Source organism: Micromonospora sp. NBC_00421, assembly GCF_036017915.1.
Taxonomy (GTDB): domain Bacteria; phylum Actinomycetota; class Actinomycetes; order Mycobacteriales; family Micromonosporaceae; genus Micromonospora.
In genome coordinates this window covers 1,588,945-1,607,705 of record NZ_CP107929.1, presented here as the reverse complement: position 1 = coordinate 1,607,705, position 18,761 = coordinate 1,588,945, and the positions used below count along the sequence as shown (strand labels likewise).

General features: G+C 71.3%; 16 protein-coding genes. 1 reads left to right on the top strand and 15 read right to left on the bottom strand.

Annotated features, from left to right (window positions below):
- From OHQ87_RS06970 to OHQ87_RS06915, 12 genes are all read right to left on the bottom strand, one after another.
- Positions 1-1,236 (bottom strand): NAD(P)/FAD-dependent oxidoreductase, encoded by a 1,236-nt coding sequence (locus tag OHQ87_RS06970; RefSeq protein WP_328346042.1) that lies wholly within the window; start codon positions 1,234-1,236, stop codon positions 1-3.
- 1,047 nt (positions 1,237-2,283) lie between these two features.
- On the bottom strand, positions 2,284-2,970 hold the full coding sequence (npdG, locus tag OHQ87_RS06965; protein ID WP_442930698.1) for an NADPH-dependent F420 reductase: 687 nt from the start codon (positions 2,968-2,970) through the stop codon (positions 2,284-2,286).
- A 199-nt stretch (positions 2,971-3,169) separates the two neighbouring features.
- Positions 3,170-3,505, bottom strand: coding sequence for a VOC family protein (locus OHQ87_RS06960; RefSeq protein WP_328346036.1), 336 nt, complete (start codon positions 3,503-3,505; stop codon positions 3,170-3,172).
- Positions 3,502-4,485 (bottom strand): LLM class flavin-dependent oxidoreductase, encoded by a 984-nt coding sequence (locus tag OHQ87_RS06955; protein ID WP_328346034.1) that lies wholly within the window; start codon positions 4,483-4,485, stop codon positions 3,502-3,504. Before OHQ87_RS06955 ends, OHQ87_RS06960 begins: the two co-directional genes overlap by 4 nt.
- Before the next feature lie 9 nt (positions 4,486-4,494).
- Positions 4,495-5,466: an enoyl-CoA hydratase/isomerase family protein gene (locus OHQ87_RS06950; protein WP_091246929.1), complete on the bottom strand. Its 972-nt coding sequence runs from the start codon at positions 5,464-5,466 to the stop codon at positions 4,495-4,497.
- 14 nt (positions 5,467-5,480) lie between these two features.
- Positions 5,481-6,473: an LLM class flavin-dependent oxidoreductase gene (locus OHQ87_RS06945; RefSeq protein ID WP_328346029.1), complete on the bottom strand. Its 993-nt coding sequence runs from the start codon at positions 6,471-6,473 to the stop codon at positions 5,481-5,483.
- Positions 6,470-8,161, bottom strand: a complete 1,692-nt coding sequence (locus OHQ87_RS06940; protein ID WP_328346027.1) for a class I adenylate-forming enzyme family protein — start codon at positions 8,159-8,161, stop codon at positions 6,470-6,472. Before OHQ87_RS06940 ends, OHQ87_RS06945 begins: the two co-directional genes overlap by 4 nt.
- Positions 8,158-9,159: an LLM class flavin-dependent oxidoreductase gene (locus tag OHQ87_RS06935; RefSeq protein ID WP_328346025.1), complete on the bottom strand. Its 1,002-nt coding sequence runs from the start codon at positions 9,157-9,159 to the stop codon at positions 8,158-8,160. The genes OHQ87_RS06940 and OHQ87_RS06935 overlap by 4 nt, the downstream gene beginning before the upstream one ends.
- On the bottom strand, positions 9,156-10,247 hold the full coding sequence (locus OHQ87_RS06930; RefSeq protein ID WP_328346023.1) for an LLM class flavin-dependent oxidoreductase: 1,092 nt from the start codon (positions 10,245-10,247) through the stop codon (positions 9,156-9,158). Before OHQ87_RS06930 ends, OHQ87_RS06935 begins: the two co-directional genes overlap by 4 nt.
- A gap of 73 nt (positions 10,248-10,320) precedes the next feature.
- Positions 10,321-11,352, bottom strand: coding sequence for an acyl-CoA dehydrogenase (locus OHQ87_RS06925; protein WP_328346021.1), 1,032 nt, complete (start codon positions 11,350-11,352; stop codon positions 10,321-10,323).
- 13 nt (positions 11,353-11,365) lie between these two features.
- Positions 11,366-12,517, bottom strand: a complete 1,152-nt coding sequence (locus OHQ87_RS06920) for an acyl-CoA dehydrogenase family protein (RefSeq protein ID WP_328346019.1) — start codon at positions 12,515-12,517, stop codon at positions 11,366-11,368.
- 33 nt (positions 12,518-12,550) lie between these two features.
- Complete coding sequence (locus OHQ87_RS06915; RefSeq protein ID WP_328346016.1) at positions 12,551-14,098, bottom strand: AMP-binding protein; 1,548 nt, start codon at positions 14,096-14,098, stop codon at positions 12,551-12,553.
- A gap of 68 nt (positions 14,099-14,166) precedes the next feature.
- Between OHQ87_RS06915 and OHQ87_RS06910 the strand changes: the two genes are divergently transcribed.
- On the top strand, positions 14,167-15,150 hold the full coding sequence (locus OHQ87_RS06910) for an MBL fold metallo-hydrolase (protein ID WP_328346014.1): 984 nt from the start codon (positions 14,167-14,169) through the stop codon (positions 15,148-15,150).
- A gap of 31 nt (positions 15,151-15,181) precedes the next feature.
- Here the strand turns inward: OHQ87_RS06910 and OHQ87_RS06905 are convergent, their stop codons facing one another.
- Genes OHQ87_RS06905 through OHQ87_RS06895 form a run of 3 tightly spaced genes read right to left on the bottom strand, consistent with a single transcriptional unit; the run spans position 15,182 to position 18,749 of the window.
- Positions 15,182-16,735, bottom strand: a complete 1,554-nt coding sequence (locus OHQ87_RS06905; RefSeq protein ID WP_328346012.1) for a class I adenylate-forming enzyme family protein — start codon at positions 16,733-16,735, stop codon at positions 15,182-15,184.
- The gene (locus OHQ87_RS06900) at positions 16,732-18,255 is read right to left on the bottom strand and encodes a class I adenylate-forming enzyme family protein (protein WP_328346010.1); all 1,524 of its coding nucleotides are present in this window, start codon (positions 18,253-18,255) and stop codon (positions 16,732-16,734) included. The genes OHQ87_RS06905 and OHQ87_RS06900 overlap by 4 nt, the downstream gene beginning before the upstream one ends.
- The gene (locus tag OHQ87_RS06895) at positions 18,255-18,749 is read right to left on the bottom strand and encodes a VOC family protein (RefSeq protein ID WP_328346008.1); all 495 of its coding nucleotides are present in this window, start codon (positions 18,747-18,749) and stop codon (positions 18,255-18,257) included. Before OHQ87_RS06895 ends, OHQ87_RS06900 begins: the two co-directional genes overlap by 1 nt.
- Positions 18,750-18,761: the final 12 nt, after the last annotated feature.

The following is an 18,761-nucleotide window of genomic DNA, read 5'->3' as shown; positions in this document are numbered from 1 at the left end:
TCAGGACGGTTCGTAGATCCGCTTGTGCGGGGGTACGCCGGCGTCGTCGTAGATCCGGTCCAGGTTGTCGGGGGCGAACAGCTCGTGCCCCTCGACCCCGCCGGCGATCATGCCGAGCATCTTGGTGGTCCACTCCTGGCTGGTGCTGATCGCGCCGAGCACCGCCTCCAGGTACGGGTCGAGGGTCAGCTCGGCCATCGCCGTGGTGTAGTCGTAGACCGGCGCGCTCTCCTCGTCGCGCACCTTGACGTAGTCGGCGAGGGCGTCGTCCATGGTCCGCTCGCCGGAGAGCGCCTCGTGGATGCGGTCGGCGAGCAGTTCGCCGTGCAGGAAGGCGTCGGTCATGCCCCACCCGGTGATGGGGTCCTTGTGGTAGCCGGCGTCGCCCACCAGCGCCCAGCCGGGGCCGTGCGAGCGGCGGTAGTAGTTGTCCGGGTAGCGCATCGGCCGCAACGGCTCCTCGCGCCGGCCCTGCTCGCGCAGCTGCGCGCCCATCTCCGGTTCGACGTCGTCGAAGACGGCCAGGAAACGCGCCTCGGGGTCCTGGCGGAACTCCTTGAGCTGCCGGCGGGTGCAGATGACGGCGACCATGTTGACGTCGCCGTTGGTCGGCCAGGTGCCGAACCACTGCTCGTGGAAGCCGGTCTTGTGGTGCAGGCCCCAGTCCAGCCCGCTGTAGTAGGAGTAGTAGGTGAAGCCGGCGGCGGGCCGCACGTTGTACAGCTCCGCGCCGACCTTCCGAGCGACCGTGGAGTGGAAGCCGTCGGCGCCGACCACCACCGTGGACCGGTACTCCTGCTCCGGCCCGTCGCCCTCGCGGCCCCGGATGCCCACCACCCGACCGTCGGAGAAGACCAGGTCGGAGACGGTGAACTGCTCGAGGACCTCGACGCCGGCCCGGCGGGCGGCGTTGACCAGGATCTCGTCGAGCACGACCCGACGCGGGCAGTAGACCGCGTCGATCCCGTCGATCGGATCGGCGAACCCGGTCAACGGGATGCCGTGGTTGGCGTAGTTCATCTTCCGGATGGCCGGCGTCTTCGCGTCGATCACCTCGTCGAGCAGTCCCCACGCCTGGAGGCGGGACAGCCCGGCCTGGTGGATGTAGTGGGTCGACACCGCGTCGCTCGGAAATGAGGAGCGGTCGACCATCAGGACCCGGTGGCCACGTCGGGCCAACAGCATTGCCACGGGCGAACCCGCGCAGCGTGCACCGACAACGATTACATCGAACATGGGCCTGCTCCGATCAGTCGTCAGCCCTGGAAAGCAACCGTCCAATACGGATGTGGGATTGCCACGAGAGTACTTTTCCACGTTCCTCACGGTCAATGCACAGATTCAACGACGTCCGGGGAATGAGAACGCTAACAAGACGGAGTGCCTGCGTACGGACCCTTGCCGAAGCGGAATTCAGGGCGGCTAGTGTGACGTGGATCACATCCATAAAACAAGCTGGATGAATGCTGAGAATGGCGCTGAACTGGGATGATCACTTTCGGTTTACAAAATCGCCCCGATAAATCACAGAAACAAACCGGTGCCAATACGCCCCCAGTCACCCCAGAGGCGGGATCTTCCGGCGAAGCGCCCACCTGCACCGATCGGCGATGACGCGCCCCAAAACACGGGCAACCCCCCAAGAAGGGCAACGGCCACCGTTAACACCTACCGTAATATTTCGGTCACAGCCGCCCTGAGCTGGGGCTACCTCTAGATCAATCGAGCTTTACCAATTAACATTCCACCGGAGCCGCGACAGCAAAGATACTTTGTGGTTGCCTTCGGCAATTTCTAGGTCGGCATGCGGTTGCCCGACATGACCGTTGCCCCGGGCGCTTTCCTGGGACCCTGCGGCGGGACGACCCCGCCGCAGGGCCGACAACGCGCGACCGCCCACATCCGGTCGACCCGGATCCGCGACACCCCGACGAGGCGAACCGAGAGATTCCGCATACCGCCGGCGGCGCGATAAGTGTTCTTTGAATGCCACGTTCCGATCTGTGGACTGACCGGAAATCAGGTACCGGGGCCGAATCCGTCCGCAGGAGCCAGCGGGCGGGAGCGCACATGCGTGAATCGGCTCTCGGTTCACCGGTCGTACCGGAGAACTCACAGAGCCGTCGCCAGACATTCCACGGGGCAGTTCCGGTAGGGCATCCTCCCTACCGGAAATCCCGGTATTCCCCGTCCCGGACTGACATCACGGTGCCGACGCCCACTCAGCGAGCCGTTGCCGTCACGCCACACGTCGATCCGGTTGCGGCCAGCCGGCCGCCTGGGTCACACGTCGGTGATCCGCAGGCCCGCGTGGGCCCGGTAGCGCCGGTTGACCGCGATGAGGTTGGCGGTGAACGCCTCGACCTGGTGAGCGTTGCGCAGCCGCCCGCCGTAGACACCCCGGACCCCGGGGATGGTGGCAGCGAGATCCTGGACCAGGTCGGTGGCCTCGCGGTCGTCACCGAGCACGAGGACGTCGGTGTCGACCGGGTCGAGGCCCGGGTCCTCCAGGAGCACGGCGGAGACGTGGTGGAACGCGGCGACCACCCGCGACCCGGTCAGGATCGCGGCGGCCTGCTGGGCGGCGGATCCCTCCGCGACGGCGAGGGCGTAGGCGCCCTGCTTGTCGAACCCCAGCGGGTTCACGCAGTCGACCACGATCTTCCCGGCCAACACCCGCGCGAGGGCGGTGAGCAGATCGGCGTGCCCGGCCCACGGCACGGCGACCACCACGATGTCTGCCTCGGCAGCGGCCTCGGCGTTCGACCCGCCCCGCACCCGACCGGGCAGGGCGACGGCCGTCTGCCCCGCCCGCTCCGCGTCCCGCGACCCCAGTACGACGTCCAACCCGGCCGCCCCGAAGCGCCGGGCCAACCCCCGCCCCTGCGGCCCCGTCCCACCGAGCACTCCGACCGTCCGACCAACCAGCCCATCACTCACGCTCACATCAGTCTCCTTCTCATCCCCCAACTCCCACCCCTCCCGCCCTCCCCTCCCCTGACCCCCGCCCCTCCCCGCCCCTCCCCCGCCCCGCCCGCCCCGCCCGCCCCGGTGATCAAGAGGTTTGCGTCATCGTGGAGATCGATCCTGACGTTTTTCTCTTGATCACCGGGCGGGGCGGGGGTGGGGCGGGGGCCAGGGGAGGGGCGGGCGGGAGGGGCGGGCGGGGTTAGGGGTGGGGTTGGTAGAGGGTGAGGGGGTTGCCGGCGGGGTCGGTGACCAGGGCTCGGCGTTCGTGGGGGCCGGTCACCGGGGCGGTGGCGGTGGCGCCGGCGGCGACCAGGCGGGCGACGCAGGCGTCCAGGTCGTCGACCTGGACGCTGAGCACGGTGCGGCCGGCGACGGGTTGCTGGGTGGCGTCGGCCAGGCCGATGGTCACCGTGCCGTCGGTGACGGCGGCGTAGCGGTCGCCGTCGCGGAAGCGCACCGTCAGCCCGAGCGCGGTGTAGAAGGCGAGTTGGGCGTCCAGGTCGTCGGCGGGGACGATCACGTGGCCGATCCTCATGGGCGGAACCTCGGCATGACCTCGCGGGCGAACCGCTCGACGATCTCGATCGACCGTTCGATCGGCAGGCCGAGCCACTGGGCACGGAACACGAAGTGGTTGTAGCCGGCGTCGGCGAAGTCCTGGATCTTGGCGGCGATGTCGTCGGGCGAGCCGAAGAAGAGCGCCTTTTCCTTGATCGCGTCCCACTGCGACTCGAAGAAGTCCATACCGTACTGGACGTACTCTCCGTAGGAGCGTTTCACCGCGTCACCGGCGACGGCGAACGCGGCGTCGGCGGAGTCGGCCACGCACAGGTCCCGGTGGATCGGGAAGACCGCGTCCCGCTCGTCGAAGCCGGCGGCCCGCCGCTGTTCGCGGTAGTCGGCCAGGTTGCCGACGGCCCAGTTGCGGCGCACGTTCGACGGGGCGAGCCAGGGCAGCCCCTGCCGGGCGATCCGGGCGATGCCGGTCGGGCCGTTGGCGCCCACCCAGACCGGCGGATGCGGACGCTGCACCGGCGGTACGCTGCACCGCACCCCGTCCAGGGTGAAGTGCCTACCCTCGTGGTGCACCGGCTCCCCGGTCCACAGCTGCTGCATCACCGCCAGCGCCTCGTTCATCCGGGACACCCGGGTTCGCCGTTCGATGCCGAACGAGGCGAACTCGGCGTCCCGGTAGCCCGAGCCGATACCGAGGACGAACCGGCCACCGGACATCTGGTCGATGGTGGCGATCTCCTCGGCCCAGTGCACCGGGTGGCCCAGCGGCAGGATGAGGATGCCGGTGCCGAGTTGCATCGTCCCGGAGTGGTCGATGAGCCGGCTCAGCAGCGGCAGCGGCTGCGGGGTGCTCAGCGACGACAGGTAGTGGTGGATACCGAAGACCGAGTCGTAGCCCAGGTCGCGGATGTGCTGGACGTACTCGACTGTCTCACCGACCCGGCGACCCAGGTCGTCGCCGGGGGCGTACTGGTGGTCGAGCAGGATGCCGAACCTCACGCCGGTCGCCTACTCTTCCCGCGACCGGCTGTCGCTGAGCCGGAAGTAGGGCGCCACCAGCCGGTCCCGGTCGGCCAGCGCCTGCGCGATGCCCTTCTCCCGACGCTCCTTGAGGAAGTTCCAGTCCCCGTCGGCGAAGCTGACGTTGGTGGCCCAGCCGTGCCCGACCCAGCCGGTCATCGCTCCGAGGCCCTTGCCCCGGGCCTCCATCACCACCTGCATCATCGACTTGCCCATCATCAGCGAGTCCAGCGGCATCACGGCGATCGCGTCGGCGTAGTCGTCGACCCAGCGTTGCAGTTCTTCGCGTGCGACGACCTTGGTGACCAGACCCTTGCGTTCGCCCTCCTCCGCGCCGATCGCCCGCATGGTGAGCATGACGTCCTTCATCGTGGTCAGGCCGACCTTCTCGATCCAGTGGTACATGTCCTGCGGGGCGGGACCGAGGTAGCGGAACGCCGGGTGGGTGAACCGGGCGTCCGGGGAGGCGATGACGATGTCGGCCGAGAGCGCGATCTGGAAGTGCCCGCCGTAGCAGTAGCCCTGCACCTGACAGATGGTCGCCTTAAGCGACTCGATGATCGGGCGGGTGAAGCCGGAGCTGAGCACGTTGCGGTCCGGCAGGATGCGCTGGCGCTGGGCCGGTCGACGCCGGGACGCCTTGTCGGTGCCGGTCTTGTAGCCGATGTAGTGGCCGAGTTCGGCGGCGTCCGCGCCGGTGCCGAAGTGCTCACCCTCCCCCTTGAACACGATGACCTTGACCCGGTCGTCGGTCTCCGCCTCCTTCACCAGGTCGCCGACGCGTTCGAAGGCAGCCACCGGAATGGCGTTGAGCCGCTCGGGGCGGTCGAAGGTGATGGTGGCCACGGCCCGTTCCTCGTCCACGTCGTAGCGGACGTACTTGGCGAGGACCTCGGGATCGACCTCCATGTTCTCGACGTCCCACTGGCTTTCCAGCAGCTCGGCTTCGGTCTTCTTCACGGCGGTTCCTTAGGTCAGGTGGTACGGAAGGCGGGGATCACTTCGGTGGCGAACAGTCGCAGCGAGGCGCGGAGCTTCTCGGTCGGCATACCGAGCCACCCGGGACGGAAGATGAGGTGGTCGAAGCCCAGGTCGCGCAGGGCGCTGATCCGCTCGACGAGGAGTTCGGGCGAGCCCAGCAGCAGCGTGTTGCGGACCAGTTCGTCGAAGCGGTCCCGCTGCCAGCGCAGCGCCGGATACTCGGCGTACGTCGAGTACTCGACCCGGGCGTGCGGCAACGCCTCCGCGACGGCCTGTTCGGTGCTCGGCGCGCAGTACAGCTCCACACCGACGGGCCGCTGCACCGTCGCCGGGTCCCGGCCGTACTCGGCGAGCGCCTCGTTGTAGACGGCCAGGTGCTCCGGCAGGAACCGGCGGCTCGGTGAGTTGCCCGGCGCGTACCAGGCGTCGCCGAGCCGGGCCGCCCGACGGACCGCTTTCTTCCCACCGGCGCCGATCCAGATCGGTGGGCCGCCCGGGGTCAGCGGCGGGATGCCGATGGTGGCGTCGACCTGCGGATAGAACTCCCCGTCATGGGTGACCGGGTTCCCGGTCCACAGCGCCCGGATGAGCCGCAGGCTCTCGTCGAACCGGCGGAACCGGGTCTCCGGGTCGACCCCGAACGCCGCGAACTCGTTCTCCCGGTAACCCGCCCCGACGCCGAGGATCACCCGTCCGCCGGAGAGGTGGTCCAGGGTGGCGAACTCCTCGGCGACGTGCACCGGGTGGAACATCGGCAGCAGCAGGATGCCGGTGCCGAGCAGCATGTCCCCCGAGCGCGGGATCAGGCTCGCCAGCATCGAGATCGGCTGCGGGGTGGCCAGGTTGGACTGGAAGTGGTTGATCGTCCACACCGAGTCGTAGCCCAGCTCCGCGGCGAGTTCGACGGTGCCGAACAGGTCGTCGAGGTGCCTGCCGAGGTCGTCGCCGGGCGGGTACTGGTGCGACGCCATGATGCCGAACCTCATCGGCTCCCCCAAGCTGTCGATCGGCTGTCCGTACGGGACACCGCCACGGGGGCGACCCCGTCCGCCTCCGGCAGGGGGGCCGCCGCGCGGCTGATCTTGCCGGTGGCGCTGCGTTCCAGGGCTGGCACGAACTCGATCCGCCGGGGGGTCTTGAAGTGGGCCAGCCGCTCCCGGGCGTACGCGACGAGCCGCGCGGCGAGATCGGTGTCGGCGACCGCGTCGTCGGCCACCCGGACCACCAGCGCCACGGGGATCTCGCCCAGCCGGTCGTCCGGCCGGCCGAGCACCCGGACGTCCCGCACCAGCGGATGCGCCCGCAGTTCGTCCTCGATCTCCTCGGGCCAGACCTGGAAACCCCCGCACTTGATCATGTCCCGCTTGCGGCCGACCAGGAAGAGCACCCCGTCGGCGTCGACGTAGCCCATGTCGCCGGTGTGCACCCAGCCGTCCCGGACCAGCTCGGCCGACGCGGCGACGTCGTCGACGTACCCCCTGGTCAGCGCGGAGCGGACCACCACCTCACCCGCCGCGCCGGTCGACAGCGCGGTGCCGGCGTCGTCGCGGATCTCCAACTCGACACCCGGGTAGACCCGGCCGGCGGAGCCCGGCTTCCACCGACCGGCCTTCATGTCCCGGCCGGTCCAGCCGGCGATGTGCCCGGCCTCGGTCGAGCCGTAGTTGACCAGGATGGGCACCCGGTAGCGCTCTTCGAACGCGCGCCGCACCGGCCAGGAGATGGCCTGCCCGGCGACCAGGACGGACTTGACCCCGTCGAACGGCAGGTCCCGCTCGGCGTGCACGATGTCGAAGACCATGGTGGGCAGTAGGAAGAGGTTGTCGAAACCGAACCGCGCCATCAGGTCGGCGAGCCGGTCGACGCCGAAGCGTTCCCAGACCACCGCCGGCCGGCCGACGAAGTACGCGAACAGCAGCGCGTGCTGGCCGCCGCTGTGGAACAGCGGCAGGGCGACGAGGTTCGGCCTGGCCTGCGGCGCGGCGGTGCCCTCGGCCTCGGTGCCGGTGGTGACCCGGGCCAGCCGCATCAGCGACTCGCGGGTCCCGCCGTGGGTGACGCTGACCGCCTTCGGTCGCCCGGTCGTGCCCCCGGTGAACAGGATGCACGCCTCGGCCTCCGGCCCGACGTCGACCCCGGTGACCCGGACCTCCCGCCGCCACGGCAACGCCGGCACACCGGTCAACGGCTGTGTGGTGGACCGCACCGGCAGCCGGCCGTGGCCGGCGTCGTCAGCAGCGGAGCCGGAGCCGGCGGAAGCGACGGCGGGGACGGAAGCGGCGGAGGCGGTGACCCTTACGGCGTCCTGCGCGGCCAGGAACTCGGCTACCACGTCCGGGCGGCGGTCGTCGACCAGCAGCAGCCGGGGCGCGGTCTTCGCCACCGACTCGGCCAGCTCGGCGGCGTTGTAGAGGCTGCTGACGGTGACCGGCACCGCGCCGATCTTCCAGGCGCCGAAGAGCAGGAACACGATCTCCGGTCCGTTGGTCAGGTAGCAGGCGACCCGGTCGCCGGGGCCGACGCCCTCGGCCCGCAGCGCGGCGGCGACACCCCCGGCGAGCAGGTCGATCTGGTCGAACGTCCAGGACCGGCCGTCCTCGCCGTACAGGCCCGGCAGGTCGGCCCGGTCGGCGCACCGGCCCTCCAGGATGCCGGCCAGGTTGCCGGCGTTCACCGGGTCCCCCCTGGCACGGTCGTGGTGACCCTCGGGATGACCTCCGCGCCGAAGCGGGCGAGCTGTTCCATCGCCTCGTCCTGGCCGGCGCCGACGAACTGGTGGCGCAGCGAGACCTCGGTGATGCCCAACTCGCTCTCCCAGCGGCGCAGCTTGGCGACGATCTCGTCGGCCGAGCCGACCAGACAGTCCTCGGCCAGGTAGCGGTCCAGGTCGAGAGACTGCGCGTCGTCCCAGGACTTGTAGCCGGCGTACTGGCGTTGCAGGTGCGGGCGGACGGCCGCGACGGCCGCCGGGTAGCTGTCGCCGAGGTACGCCTCACGGCTCATCGGGTACTCCCGGTCCAGTGGGAAGCCCCGCTCGGCCAGGTCACCCCGGTAGATGCCGAGCAGTCGGGCCAGTTCCCCGTCGTTGCCCTTGGGGCCGATCAGCCACGGGGCGTCCAGTCGGGCGGCGCGGCGGATCGCGGGTTCGGCGAACGCGCCGATCCACAGTGGTGGGCCGCCGGGCTGGGCCGGGCGCAGCGCCAGGGACGCGCCGGGGACCTCGCCCCAGCTCCCGGCGATGTCGATCGTCTCGCCGTTCCACAGGGAACGCAGGATCGGCACGTACTCCCGCAGTCGCCGCAGCCGGTCCTCCCAGGCGACGCCGAACGCGGTGGTCTCGCGGCGGCGGTAGCCGGCGCCGATGCCGACGGTCAGCCGGCCGCCGGCGAGCACGTCGAGCGAGGCCAGCTCCTCCGCGAGCGCGACCGGGTTCAGCAGGGGGGCCAGCAGGACCCCGAACCCGATCCGGACCCGGGAGGTGGCGTGGGCGAGGTAGCCGGCCAGCGGGACCGGCTGGACGAACGCCGATCGGGCCAGGTAGTGGTGGCCGAGGTAGACGGCGTGGAAGCCGGCCGCCTCGGCGGCGGCGGCCTGGGCCAGTACGCCGTCGATGCCCTCGGTGGCCGACGCCGACGGGTCGAACTGGGCGCTCAGGAAGCAGCTGATCTTCACCCGGCGACCGCCTCGGGAGTGGGCACGCTGTCGGCGGCGCGCTCCTGGGCCCGGAAGTGCGGGATGACCTTGTCGGCGAACTCCTCCATCGAGCGCAGTGCGGCCTTGCGGTCCAGGGACGGAATCCGCAGCCAGCCGATGTAGTGGTTGATGCCGAGCTGTTCGCGCAGCATCTCGATGGTCTCGATGACGCGCTGGGCCGAGCCGAAGTTGCCACCGTGGGTAAGCGTCTGCTCCAGGGTCAGCAGCTCGATGTTCTTGGCCACGGCCGCGTAGTAGGACCGTTCCTTGGCGATGGCGTCCTCCGAGCCGGGGATGACCTTGCCGACGGACTTGTAGTAGTTCATCGCCGCCTGGGCGGCCGCGCGCAGGCCCTCCTCGCTGTCACCGCACCAGACCTGCTGCATGAACGGCAGGTCGTAGGTGGAGATGTCGAAGCCGTTCTCCCGCATGCTCTGCCGGTAGAGGTCGAAGTTCTTCTGCATGATGCCCAACGGCGTGAAGTTCGGTGAGGTGATGATCGACTCGCCGACCGCGCCGCGCTCCCGGAAGCTCTCCGGGGAGACCGTGCCCTGCAGGATCGGCGGCCCGCCCGGGGTGAACGGCCTCGGGTAGGTGGTGACGTCGTCGTAGTGGAAGATCTCGCCGTGGTAGGAGAAGTTCTCCTGCGACAGCGCGAGCCGCAGGATCTCCAGGGTCTCCTGGTAACGCTGCTTCGACTCCTCCAGCGGGATGCCGAAGCCGGCGAACTCGGCGGGCTGGTAACCCCGGCCGACGCCGATCGAGACCCGGCCGCCGCTGAGCACGTCGAGGGCGGCGATGTCCTCGGCCAGCCGCAGCGGGTGGTGCAGCGGCAGCACCAGGACGGCGGTGCCGATGGTGATCTGCCGGGTCCGCTCGGCGACGGCCATGCCGAAGTTCACCGGGCTGCCGAGGATGCCGTACGTCGAGAAGTGGTGTTCGGCGAGCCAGATCGAGTCGAAGCCCAGCTCGTCGGCCAGCTGGATCTCGTCGAGGGTCTCCCGGAGCACCTGGTGGTCCGAGACCCCGTCGGCCACCGGGAACAGGTTCATGATTCCGAACTTCACGGCCTTCTCCTCATTTATTCCGACCAGCCGGTATGTTACTGCCCCGGCCGATGCCCGGCAAGACTTCCGCAGGTCAGGCCTGCGGTGTTCGACGCGACCCGACCCGCAGCTCCCCGGTCCGCCGCCGGTGCCACGCGCCCCGCCCGCACCGGGCGTCGAGCACGAACGCCCGGCGCAGGAACAGGTGCGGGTCCGCCTCCATGGTGATGCCCATCCCGCCGTGCACCTGGATGCACCGCTCGGCGGCGAAGACCGCCGCCTGCCCGGCCGCCGCCTTGGCGGCGTGCACCTGGATCGCGGCGTCCGGCCGGCCGTTGTCCACCGCCCACGCCGCGTACAGGGTCAGGTCCCAGGCCGCCTTGCGGGCGGTGGCCGCCTCGGCGAGCGGGAACGCGACCCCCTGGAACGAACCGATCACCCGACCGAACTGCCGACGCGTCCGGGCCTGCTCGGCGGCCAGGTCGACCGCCCCCTGCGCCACCCCGCACAGCTCGGCCGCCACCACCAGCGCGGCCCGCAGCGGGCCGGACCCGGCGGGCTGCGTCCGCTCCGGGGCGGCCACCGTCAGGTCCGACAGCGGCACCGCCGGGTCCACCGACTGCCGGGCGGTGGTCCGGAGCGGGTCGGCGAACCAGACCCCGTCCGGGCCGAGGGCGACGACGCCGTCCGCCTGCGCCGCGTACGGCACCAGGGTCCGTACCAGCGGGTCCGGCGACGCCCGGTCGACCCACCCGGAGCTGCCCGGCACGTCGACCGCCGGGGTGAGCACCCGGCGGCCGTCGAGCACCTCGTCGGGGAGCGGACCGGTGCGCCGCTCGTCGCCGCAGAGCAGTTGGACCGCCGCCGCGTGCGCCGGGAACCGGCTCGGCACCAGCCGCTCGCCGAGCGCCTCGACGGCGACCAGCAGGTCGATCAGGCCCGACCCGATGCCACCGGCCGACTCGGGCACCCCGAGCAGCCCGAAGTCCCGCAGCAACGGCCCGTCAGCCGCCGGGGCCCGCCACGGACCGGCCAGCAGCTCGCGGGCGGTGCCACGGTCGGCGTCCGCGAGCGAGCCCACTGTCGCACCGATCTCCCGCTGTTCCTGGGTGAATGTTGCGCGCACCAGACCACTCCGCTCAGCGTGAGCGGGGCAGGCGCAGCACCCGCTCCGCGAGAATCGACTTCTGGACTTCCTCCGTGCCGCCCTCGATCGTGTGGGCGCGGGCGCGCAGGTAACGACGCATCCGGGCGGCGGCGCCGTCGCCGTCGACAAGCACCCCGCCGGCCTCGTCGAGCTGCACGGCGAGCCGGTTGGCGTGCTGCACCACCCGGGCCCACAGGCTCTTGAGCGCCGAGGTCTCCGGGCCGGGGACACCACCGGCCCGGCTCTCGCCGAGCATCCGCATCGACCCGATCCGGACCGCCTCGGCGTCGCACTGCAACGCGCCCACCGCGTCGGCGAACGCGCTGTCGTCGGCCACGCCCCGCTCGACCGCGACGTCGATCAGCCGGTCGACCGCCTGGCGGGCCCAGACCCAGAGGTTGAGCGCCATGCTGCCGCGTTCGAACGCGAGCGTGGTGAGCGCGACGGTCCAGCCGTCGCCGACCCCGCCGAGCACGTCGGCGTCGGCGACGAACACGTCGTCGAGGAACATCTCGTTGAACTCGGTGTCCCCGTTGATCATCTCCAGCGGCCGGACGGTGAACCCGTCCATCGGCGCGAGGAAGTAGGTGATGCCCTGGTGCTTCGGCGCGGCGGCGTCGGTGCGGGCCAGCAGCAGGCAGTGCGACGCGTTGTGCGCGTTGGACGTCCAGATCTTGGCCCCGTTGATCCGCCAGCCACCGTCGACCCGGGTCGCCGCCGTGGTCAGGCTCGCCAGGTCCGACCCGGAGCCGGGCTCGCTGAAGCCCTGACACCAGTACTCGTCGCCGCGCAGGATGCCGGGCAGGTGCCGGGCCTGCTGGGCGTCGGTGCCGTGCGCGATGATCGTCGGCCCGGCCAGCATCATGCCGACCCCGTTGAGCGGGTACGGCGCACCGCGTACCGCGGCCTCCTCGTTGAAGACGGCCTGTGCCAGCGCGTCCATCCCCCGGCCGCCGTGCGCGACCGGCCAGGACAGGCCGGCCCAGTTGCCGGCGCAGAGCCGGTCCTGCCACACCCGCGACCAGTGCTCGCGCGCGTCCTGGGACAGCTCCTCCTGGTCGGGCACGTCCGCCAGCGCCCCGTCGAGCCACCCGCCGACCTCGCGCCGGAACGCCAGATCGGTGTCGCTGTCAGCGAAGTCCATGCCCACCTCCCACCGGGTCGTCGATGTCGCCGGTCACGCGCTGGCCTCTTCGGCGCGGGTGAGCCGGGCCTTGTAGAGCTTGCCGTTCGGGTCCCGGGGCAGGGCGTCGCGCAGCACGTAGGACGCCGGGCGCTTCGGCTTGGCCAACCGGTCGGTGAGGTGCCGGCGCAACTCCGCGACGGCCGTGTCCGGGTCGGGCGCGGTGTCGGCCAGCACGACGTGTGCCTGGGGCACCTCGCCGAACTCCGGATCGGGGGTGCCGACGACGCCGACGTCGGCGACCCAGTCGTGGCCGATCAGCTCCGCCTCGATCTCGGCCGGATAGACGTTGACCCCGCCGACCAGGATCAGTTCGGCCGCACGACCGGTGATGTAGAGGAACCCGTCGGCGTCGACGTGCCCGACGTCCCAGACGGTCATCAGGCCGTCGCGGCGTGCGCCGTCGGTCTTGCCGGGGTCGTTGTGGTATTCGATCCGGTCGTCGCCCTGGCGCATGTAGACGATGCCGGTCTGCCCGACGGGCAACTCGTTGCCCAGCTCGTCGAGGATGCGCAGGGTGGAGATGGAGGCCGGCCGACCGACAGTGCCCGGATGGGCCAGCCACTCGTGCGGTCGCGCGACGGTGGTGCCGACCTCGGTCGAGCCGTAGTACTCGTAGACCACCGGGCCGAACCAGTCGAGGATGCGCTGCTTGACCTCGCGGGGGCAGGGCGCGGCGCCGTGCAGCACGTAGCGCAGCGAGGAGATGTCGTAGCCGGCGCGGACCGACTCGGGCAGTTGCAGCAGCCGGTAGAAGTGGGTCGGCACCATGCTGGTCCCGGTGACCCGGCGTGCCTGGACCCGGTGCAGGAAGCCCTCAGGCGTCCAGCCGTCCATCAGGACCATCGTGCCGCCGGCGTGCAGCGCGCCCATCGCCGGGGTGATGTTGGCCGAGTGGTACATCGGGGCCGACACCAGCCAGGACGCGAACGCGTCGCGCTCCATGCCGAACTCCCGGAACAGCCAGACGTAGGTCAGCGCGCCGGTGTCCGCGTCGACGCCGCTCAGCGGGCGCTTGACCCCCTTGGGTCGGCCGGTGGTGCCCGAGGTGTACATCATCAGCGAACCGGCCGGGGTGTCCGCCGGGCTGGTCGTGGGCATGTCGGCGGTGAGCGTCGACAGCGGCCGGGCCCGGTCGGTGCGGGGCGTGCCGTCGACGAAGACCTGGATGCCGGGGGCGGCCTCGGCGGCGGCGACCACGACGTCCTCGACCCGCTCGGAGCCCACCACCACCCGGGCGGCGCTGTCGGCGAGGATGTAGCCGACCTCGGGCGCGGTGAGGTGGTAGTTGAGGGTCACCAGGTAGAGGCCCGACTGCATCGCCGCGAGATAGAGCGCGACCAGGCCAGGGCTGTTCGTCATCACCGCCGCGACGGTGTCGCCGGGCCGCAGGCCCGCGTGGGTACGCAGCCCGTGCGAGATCCGGTTCACCTCGGCGAACAGGTCACCGTACGAGATCCGCCGGTCGTCGGCGGTGACGATCGCGCACAGGTCCGGTTCCGCGGCTGCCCAGAGCCGGAACCCGGTCCGCTCCTCGCTCATCGGACTCCTTGAGCTAGATTCCGACCATCCGGTATGTTGGTGTCCCACAGTAAGGGAGCCTCCCGACGATGTCCAGACCCGTGAGCGACGCCCACGCCGCCACCTGGCGGGCCCGCCAGGTGCCGGTCCCCGCCCAGGTCGTCGACGGTGTCTGGGCCATCCCCGTCCCCCTGCACGGCAGCGCCCTGCGGTCCATCACCGTCTTCCTGATCGCCACCGGCGACGGACCGGTCCTCGTCGACGCCGGCTACGACCACCCGAGTTGCTGGGCGTCGTTCCAGCAGTCGGTGGCGGCCGTCGGTCAGCGGGTCGACGCCATCACGGCGGTCCTGCTCACCCACAACCACCCGGACCACGTCGGGTTCGCCGACCGGGTACGGGCCGTCTCCGGCGCGCGGGTGATCATGGGTGGGGCCGACGACTTCGCCACCATGCACCAGCGGCGCGGCACCTTCCTCCAGCAGGTACGCACCGCGCTCGACCTGACCGGGGCCCCGCCCGACGTCGTCGCCGCCATGTACGCCGACGCGGTCGCCGTCGCCGAACACCCGGAGAGCCTGCGGCTCGACCTGGCCCTGACCGGCGAGACCGAACTCCGCTTCGGCGACGTGACCATCCGCGCCCTGCCCGCCCCCGGGCACACCTACGGGCACACCGTCTACGTCGACAGCCGGGGGCTGGTCTTCACCGGCGACACCATGATGGCCGAGGGGCCCACCCAACTGGCCATCGTCAGCCGCCCCGGCGACGACCCGGCGGCCGACCTGTTCCGGACGCTGGCCCGCATCCGCGACCTCGGAGCCGCCATCGCCTGCCCCGCCCACCAGTTCCCCTACCGGGACGTCGCCGCCCGCGCCGAGGCCCTCGCGGCCTTCCACCGCGACGAGGTCGACACGGTCCGCGCCCTGACCCGCGACAGCGGCACCGCGTGGGACCTCGCCCGGCGGATGACCTGGAAGAAGCCGTGGGACGAACTGGGCCGGGGCACCCGGCGGTTCGCCCTCGTGCACACCCTCGCCCTGCTGCGCCACGCCACCCGCGCCGACCAATGACGCCGCACGCGGCACCCGGCCGCACCCGGCCTCAGTCGCGGCGGGCCTCGTCGTACGTCCAGTCCGGGCGCAGCGTCGACCGCAGCTCCCGCAGGGTCCGCTTGAGCACCTTGCCGGACGGGTTGGTGGGGAACTCCGGCACCAGGTAGACCTCCTTCGGCACCTTGAACCGACCGAGCCGCTGGCGGGCGTGCGCGATCAGCGCCTCGGGGGTCAGCCCCGGGCGGGCGACCACGAACGCGGCCGGCACCTCCTGCCACACCGGGTGCGGCGCGGCCACCACCGACACGGCCAGCACCAGCGGATGGTCGGCCAGCACGTTCTCGATCTCGGCACTTGACATGTTCTCCCCGCCGCTGCGGATCATGTCCTTGAGCCGGTCGCGGATGTACAGGTAGCCGTCGGCGTCGAAACAGCCGATGTCACCGGTGTGGAACCAGCCGTCCCGGAATGCGGCCCGGGTCGCCACCGGATCGTCGAGGTAGCCGGGGCTCACCTTCGGCCCGCGGGCGACCACCTCGCCGTTCTCGCCGACCGGCACGTCGTTGCCGTCCGGGTCGACCACCCGGACCTGGACCCACGGCACCGGAAGACCCACCGAGCCCTGCTTGGACTCCTGGTGCGCCGCATCGAGGTAGGTCAGCCCGCTACAGGTCTCGGTGAGGCCGTACCCCTCGATCAGCCGGGCGTTCGGGAACAGCCCCCGGGCCACGGCGAACAGCGCCGGGGTGACCTGGGAGAAGATCAGCCAGCGCACCGAGGACAGGTCCGCGCCGACGATGGTCGCCTCGCGGCGGACCATGTCCAGCATCGTCGCCGCCAGCACCATGCCGGTGACCCGCTCGCCCTCCATCGCCCGCAGCACGGCCGCCGGCACGAAGCGGCGGTGCAGCACCATGCAGCCGCCGACGTGCCAGATGCCGTAGCCGGGCAGGTCGGTGCCGCCGACGTGGTAGAGCGGCGCGACGTTGAGGATCCGGTCGGTCGGCCGGAGCCCCAGCTCGACGATCTGGGCGTGCATGTTCCTGTTCACGTTGCCGTGGGTGAGCAGCACCCCCTTGGGCAGGCTGGTGGTGCCGGAGGTGTAGACGATCCGTTGCAGGGCCGTGTCGTCGAGGGCGGCGTCGGCGACCCGCGCGCCCCGGTGCGCCGCGACGAGCGCCCGCAGGTCGGTCCAGCCGTCGTCGATCGGTTCCAGTGCGAAGCGGCGTACGCCCGGCAGGTCGGTGAGCGCGGCGGTGGTGAGCGCGGCGAACTCCGGCACCGTGGCGACCGCCCCGACCCGCGCGTGCGCCAGCAGCCGGGCCAACTCCCCCGCCGTGAGGCGGTAGTTCAGCGGGACGAAGACCGCGCCGAGTTTCGCCAGCGCCAGCGAGAGGATCAGGAACTCGGGGACGTTGTCCGCCACGATCGCCACCCGGCTGTCCCGGCGTACCCCCTCGGCGGTCAGGCCGGCGGCCAGCGCGTTGACGTCGTCGTCGAGTTGCCGGTGGGTCCACCGGCGACCCTCGAAGACCAGCGCGTCGGCGTCGGCGAACCGGCGGGCGTTGCCGGCCAGCATCGCGGCGAGGTTCGCGGTGCTCACCGGGCCGTCTCCGCCTCGCGCAGGGCCTTCTTCAGCACCTTGCCGGAGTCGTTGCGCGGCAGCGTCGTCACGAGCTGCACGTACCGGGGGACCTTGTAGCGGGCCAGTTCGGCCCGGCAGTGCGCGCGCAGTTCCTCGGCGGTGCCGGTCGCGCCGGGGCGCAGGATGACGAACGCCTTGGGCACCTCGTCCCACCGCGGGTCGGGCACCCCGATCACCGCGACCTCGGCGACGTCGGGGTGCCGGGCGAGGACCCGCTCGATCTCGGCGCTGGCGATGTTCTCCCCACCGGACTTGATCAGGTCGGCCCGGCGGTCGACGAACCACAGGTAGCCGTCGGCGTCGATCCGCCCCACGTCGCCGGTGCGGAACCAGCCGTCACGCCGGGTACGCCGGTTGGCCTCGTCGTCGTTCCAGTAACCGGGCGAGACCTTCTCCCCCCGGACGATGATCTCCCCCTCGACGTCCGGGCCGACCGGCCGGAAGTGCTCGTCGACGATCCGGATCTGCACCCCGGGGAACGGCGCACCGAGCGCGCCCAGCTTGCTCTGCTCGTGCGCGGCGTCGAGATAGCAGACCCCGTTGCACAGCTCGGTCATGCCGAAGGTGTCGATCAGGCGGACGTGCGGCAGCCGGCGCTTCACCTCCTGCCGCACGCTCGGCGCGACACCGGCGAAGAGCAGGTAGCGCAGCGACCCCAGGTCCGGCGGGTCGTCCAGGTCGAGCAGCCCGAACAGGATCTGGGCGGCCAGCACCAGGCCGGTGATCCGTTCCTCGGCGGCGATCCGGGCGATGTCGGTCGGCTTGAACGTCGGGGTGAGCACCATCGTCGCGCCGGCCACGAAGGTGGCCAGCCCCGGCGCCTCCAGCCCGCTGACGTGGAACAGCGGGGCGGAGACGAGGATCCGGTCGGCGGCGGTCAACTCCAGTTCGAGGACCTGCGCGAAGTGGTTGGCGGTGAGGTTCCCGCAGGTGTGCACCACCCCCTTGGGGCGGGCGGTGGTGCCCGAGGTGTAGAGCAGCCGGTGCACGTCGGCGGGGCTCTTGTCGGCGTCGGCGACCCGGACACCGGGTGGCTGACCGGCCAGCAGGTCGGCCAGCCGCCGGGCGTCACCGACGACGAGTTTCCCGTTGGCGACCAGGGTCCGCAGCCCGGTGCCGGCCGCCAGCCGGTCCACGTCGGCGGCGAAGTCGTCGTCGTAGAGCAGGCCGGTGACGCCGGCCTGGTCGAGGACGTACGCCTGCTCGTTGACGTGCAGCCGCCAGTTCAGCGGCACCGAGATCGCGCCGAGCCGGCTCAGCGCCAACAACTCGATGACGTAGGTGGCCGTGTTGCGCCCCAGCACCCCGACCAGGTCGCCGTCGGCGATGCCGGCGTCGCGCAGGGCCGCGGCGTGCCGGTCGACGTCGGCGTCGAGTTCCGCGTACGTCCAGCGGGCGGACCCGTCGACCAGGGCCTCGGCGTCGGCGCGGCGCAACGCCTGGCGGCGCAGCGTCTCGGTGAAGTTGCTGCCGGCCATCAGTCGACGCTCCCCCGCCGCCGGGCCAGGATCTCCTCCCGGGACGGCAACGACACGAACTCCAGCAGGTTGCCGTCGAGGTCCCGGGCGGCGAAGGCGGTGATGTACCCGTAGTTGTCCAGCAGCACCCGGTTCGGCGCGGACAGGCACTCCGCGCCCAGGTCGGTCAGCCGCCGGTGCAGCGCGTCCAACTCGTCCAGGGGCACCTCGAAGCTGAGCAGGAAGGTGCCCAGTTCCAGGTGACCGGCGGTGGCGGTGCGGGTCTTGACGCCGTTCCACTCGATGAGTTCGAGCTGGCCGACCCGGCTGGGGCCCTGGAGGTACTGGACCCGGCCGGTGGTGCCGGCGGGCAACCCCAGCGACACCTCGATCCCCGGCCCGCCGACGTCGGTACGCAGCGTCCGGCGGTAACCCAGGGCCCGCTCGTAGAAGTCCGCGGCGCGGTCGACGTCCGAGACGGTCATGGCCACGTGGTGCACTTCGCTGACCGGCATGATGCCTGCCTT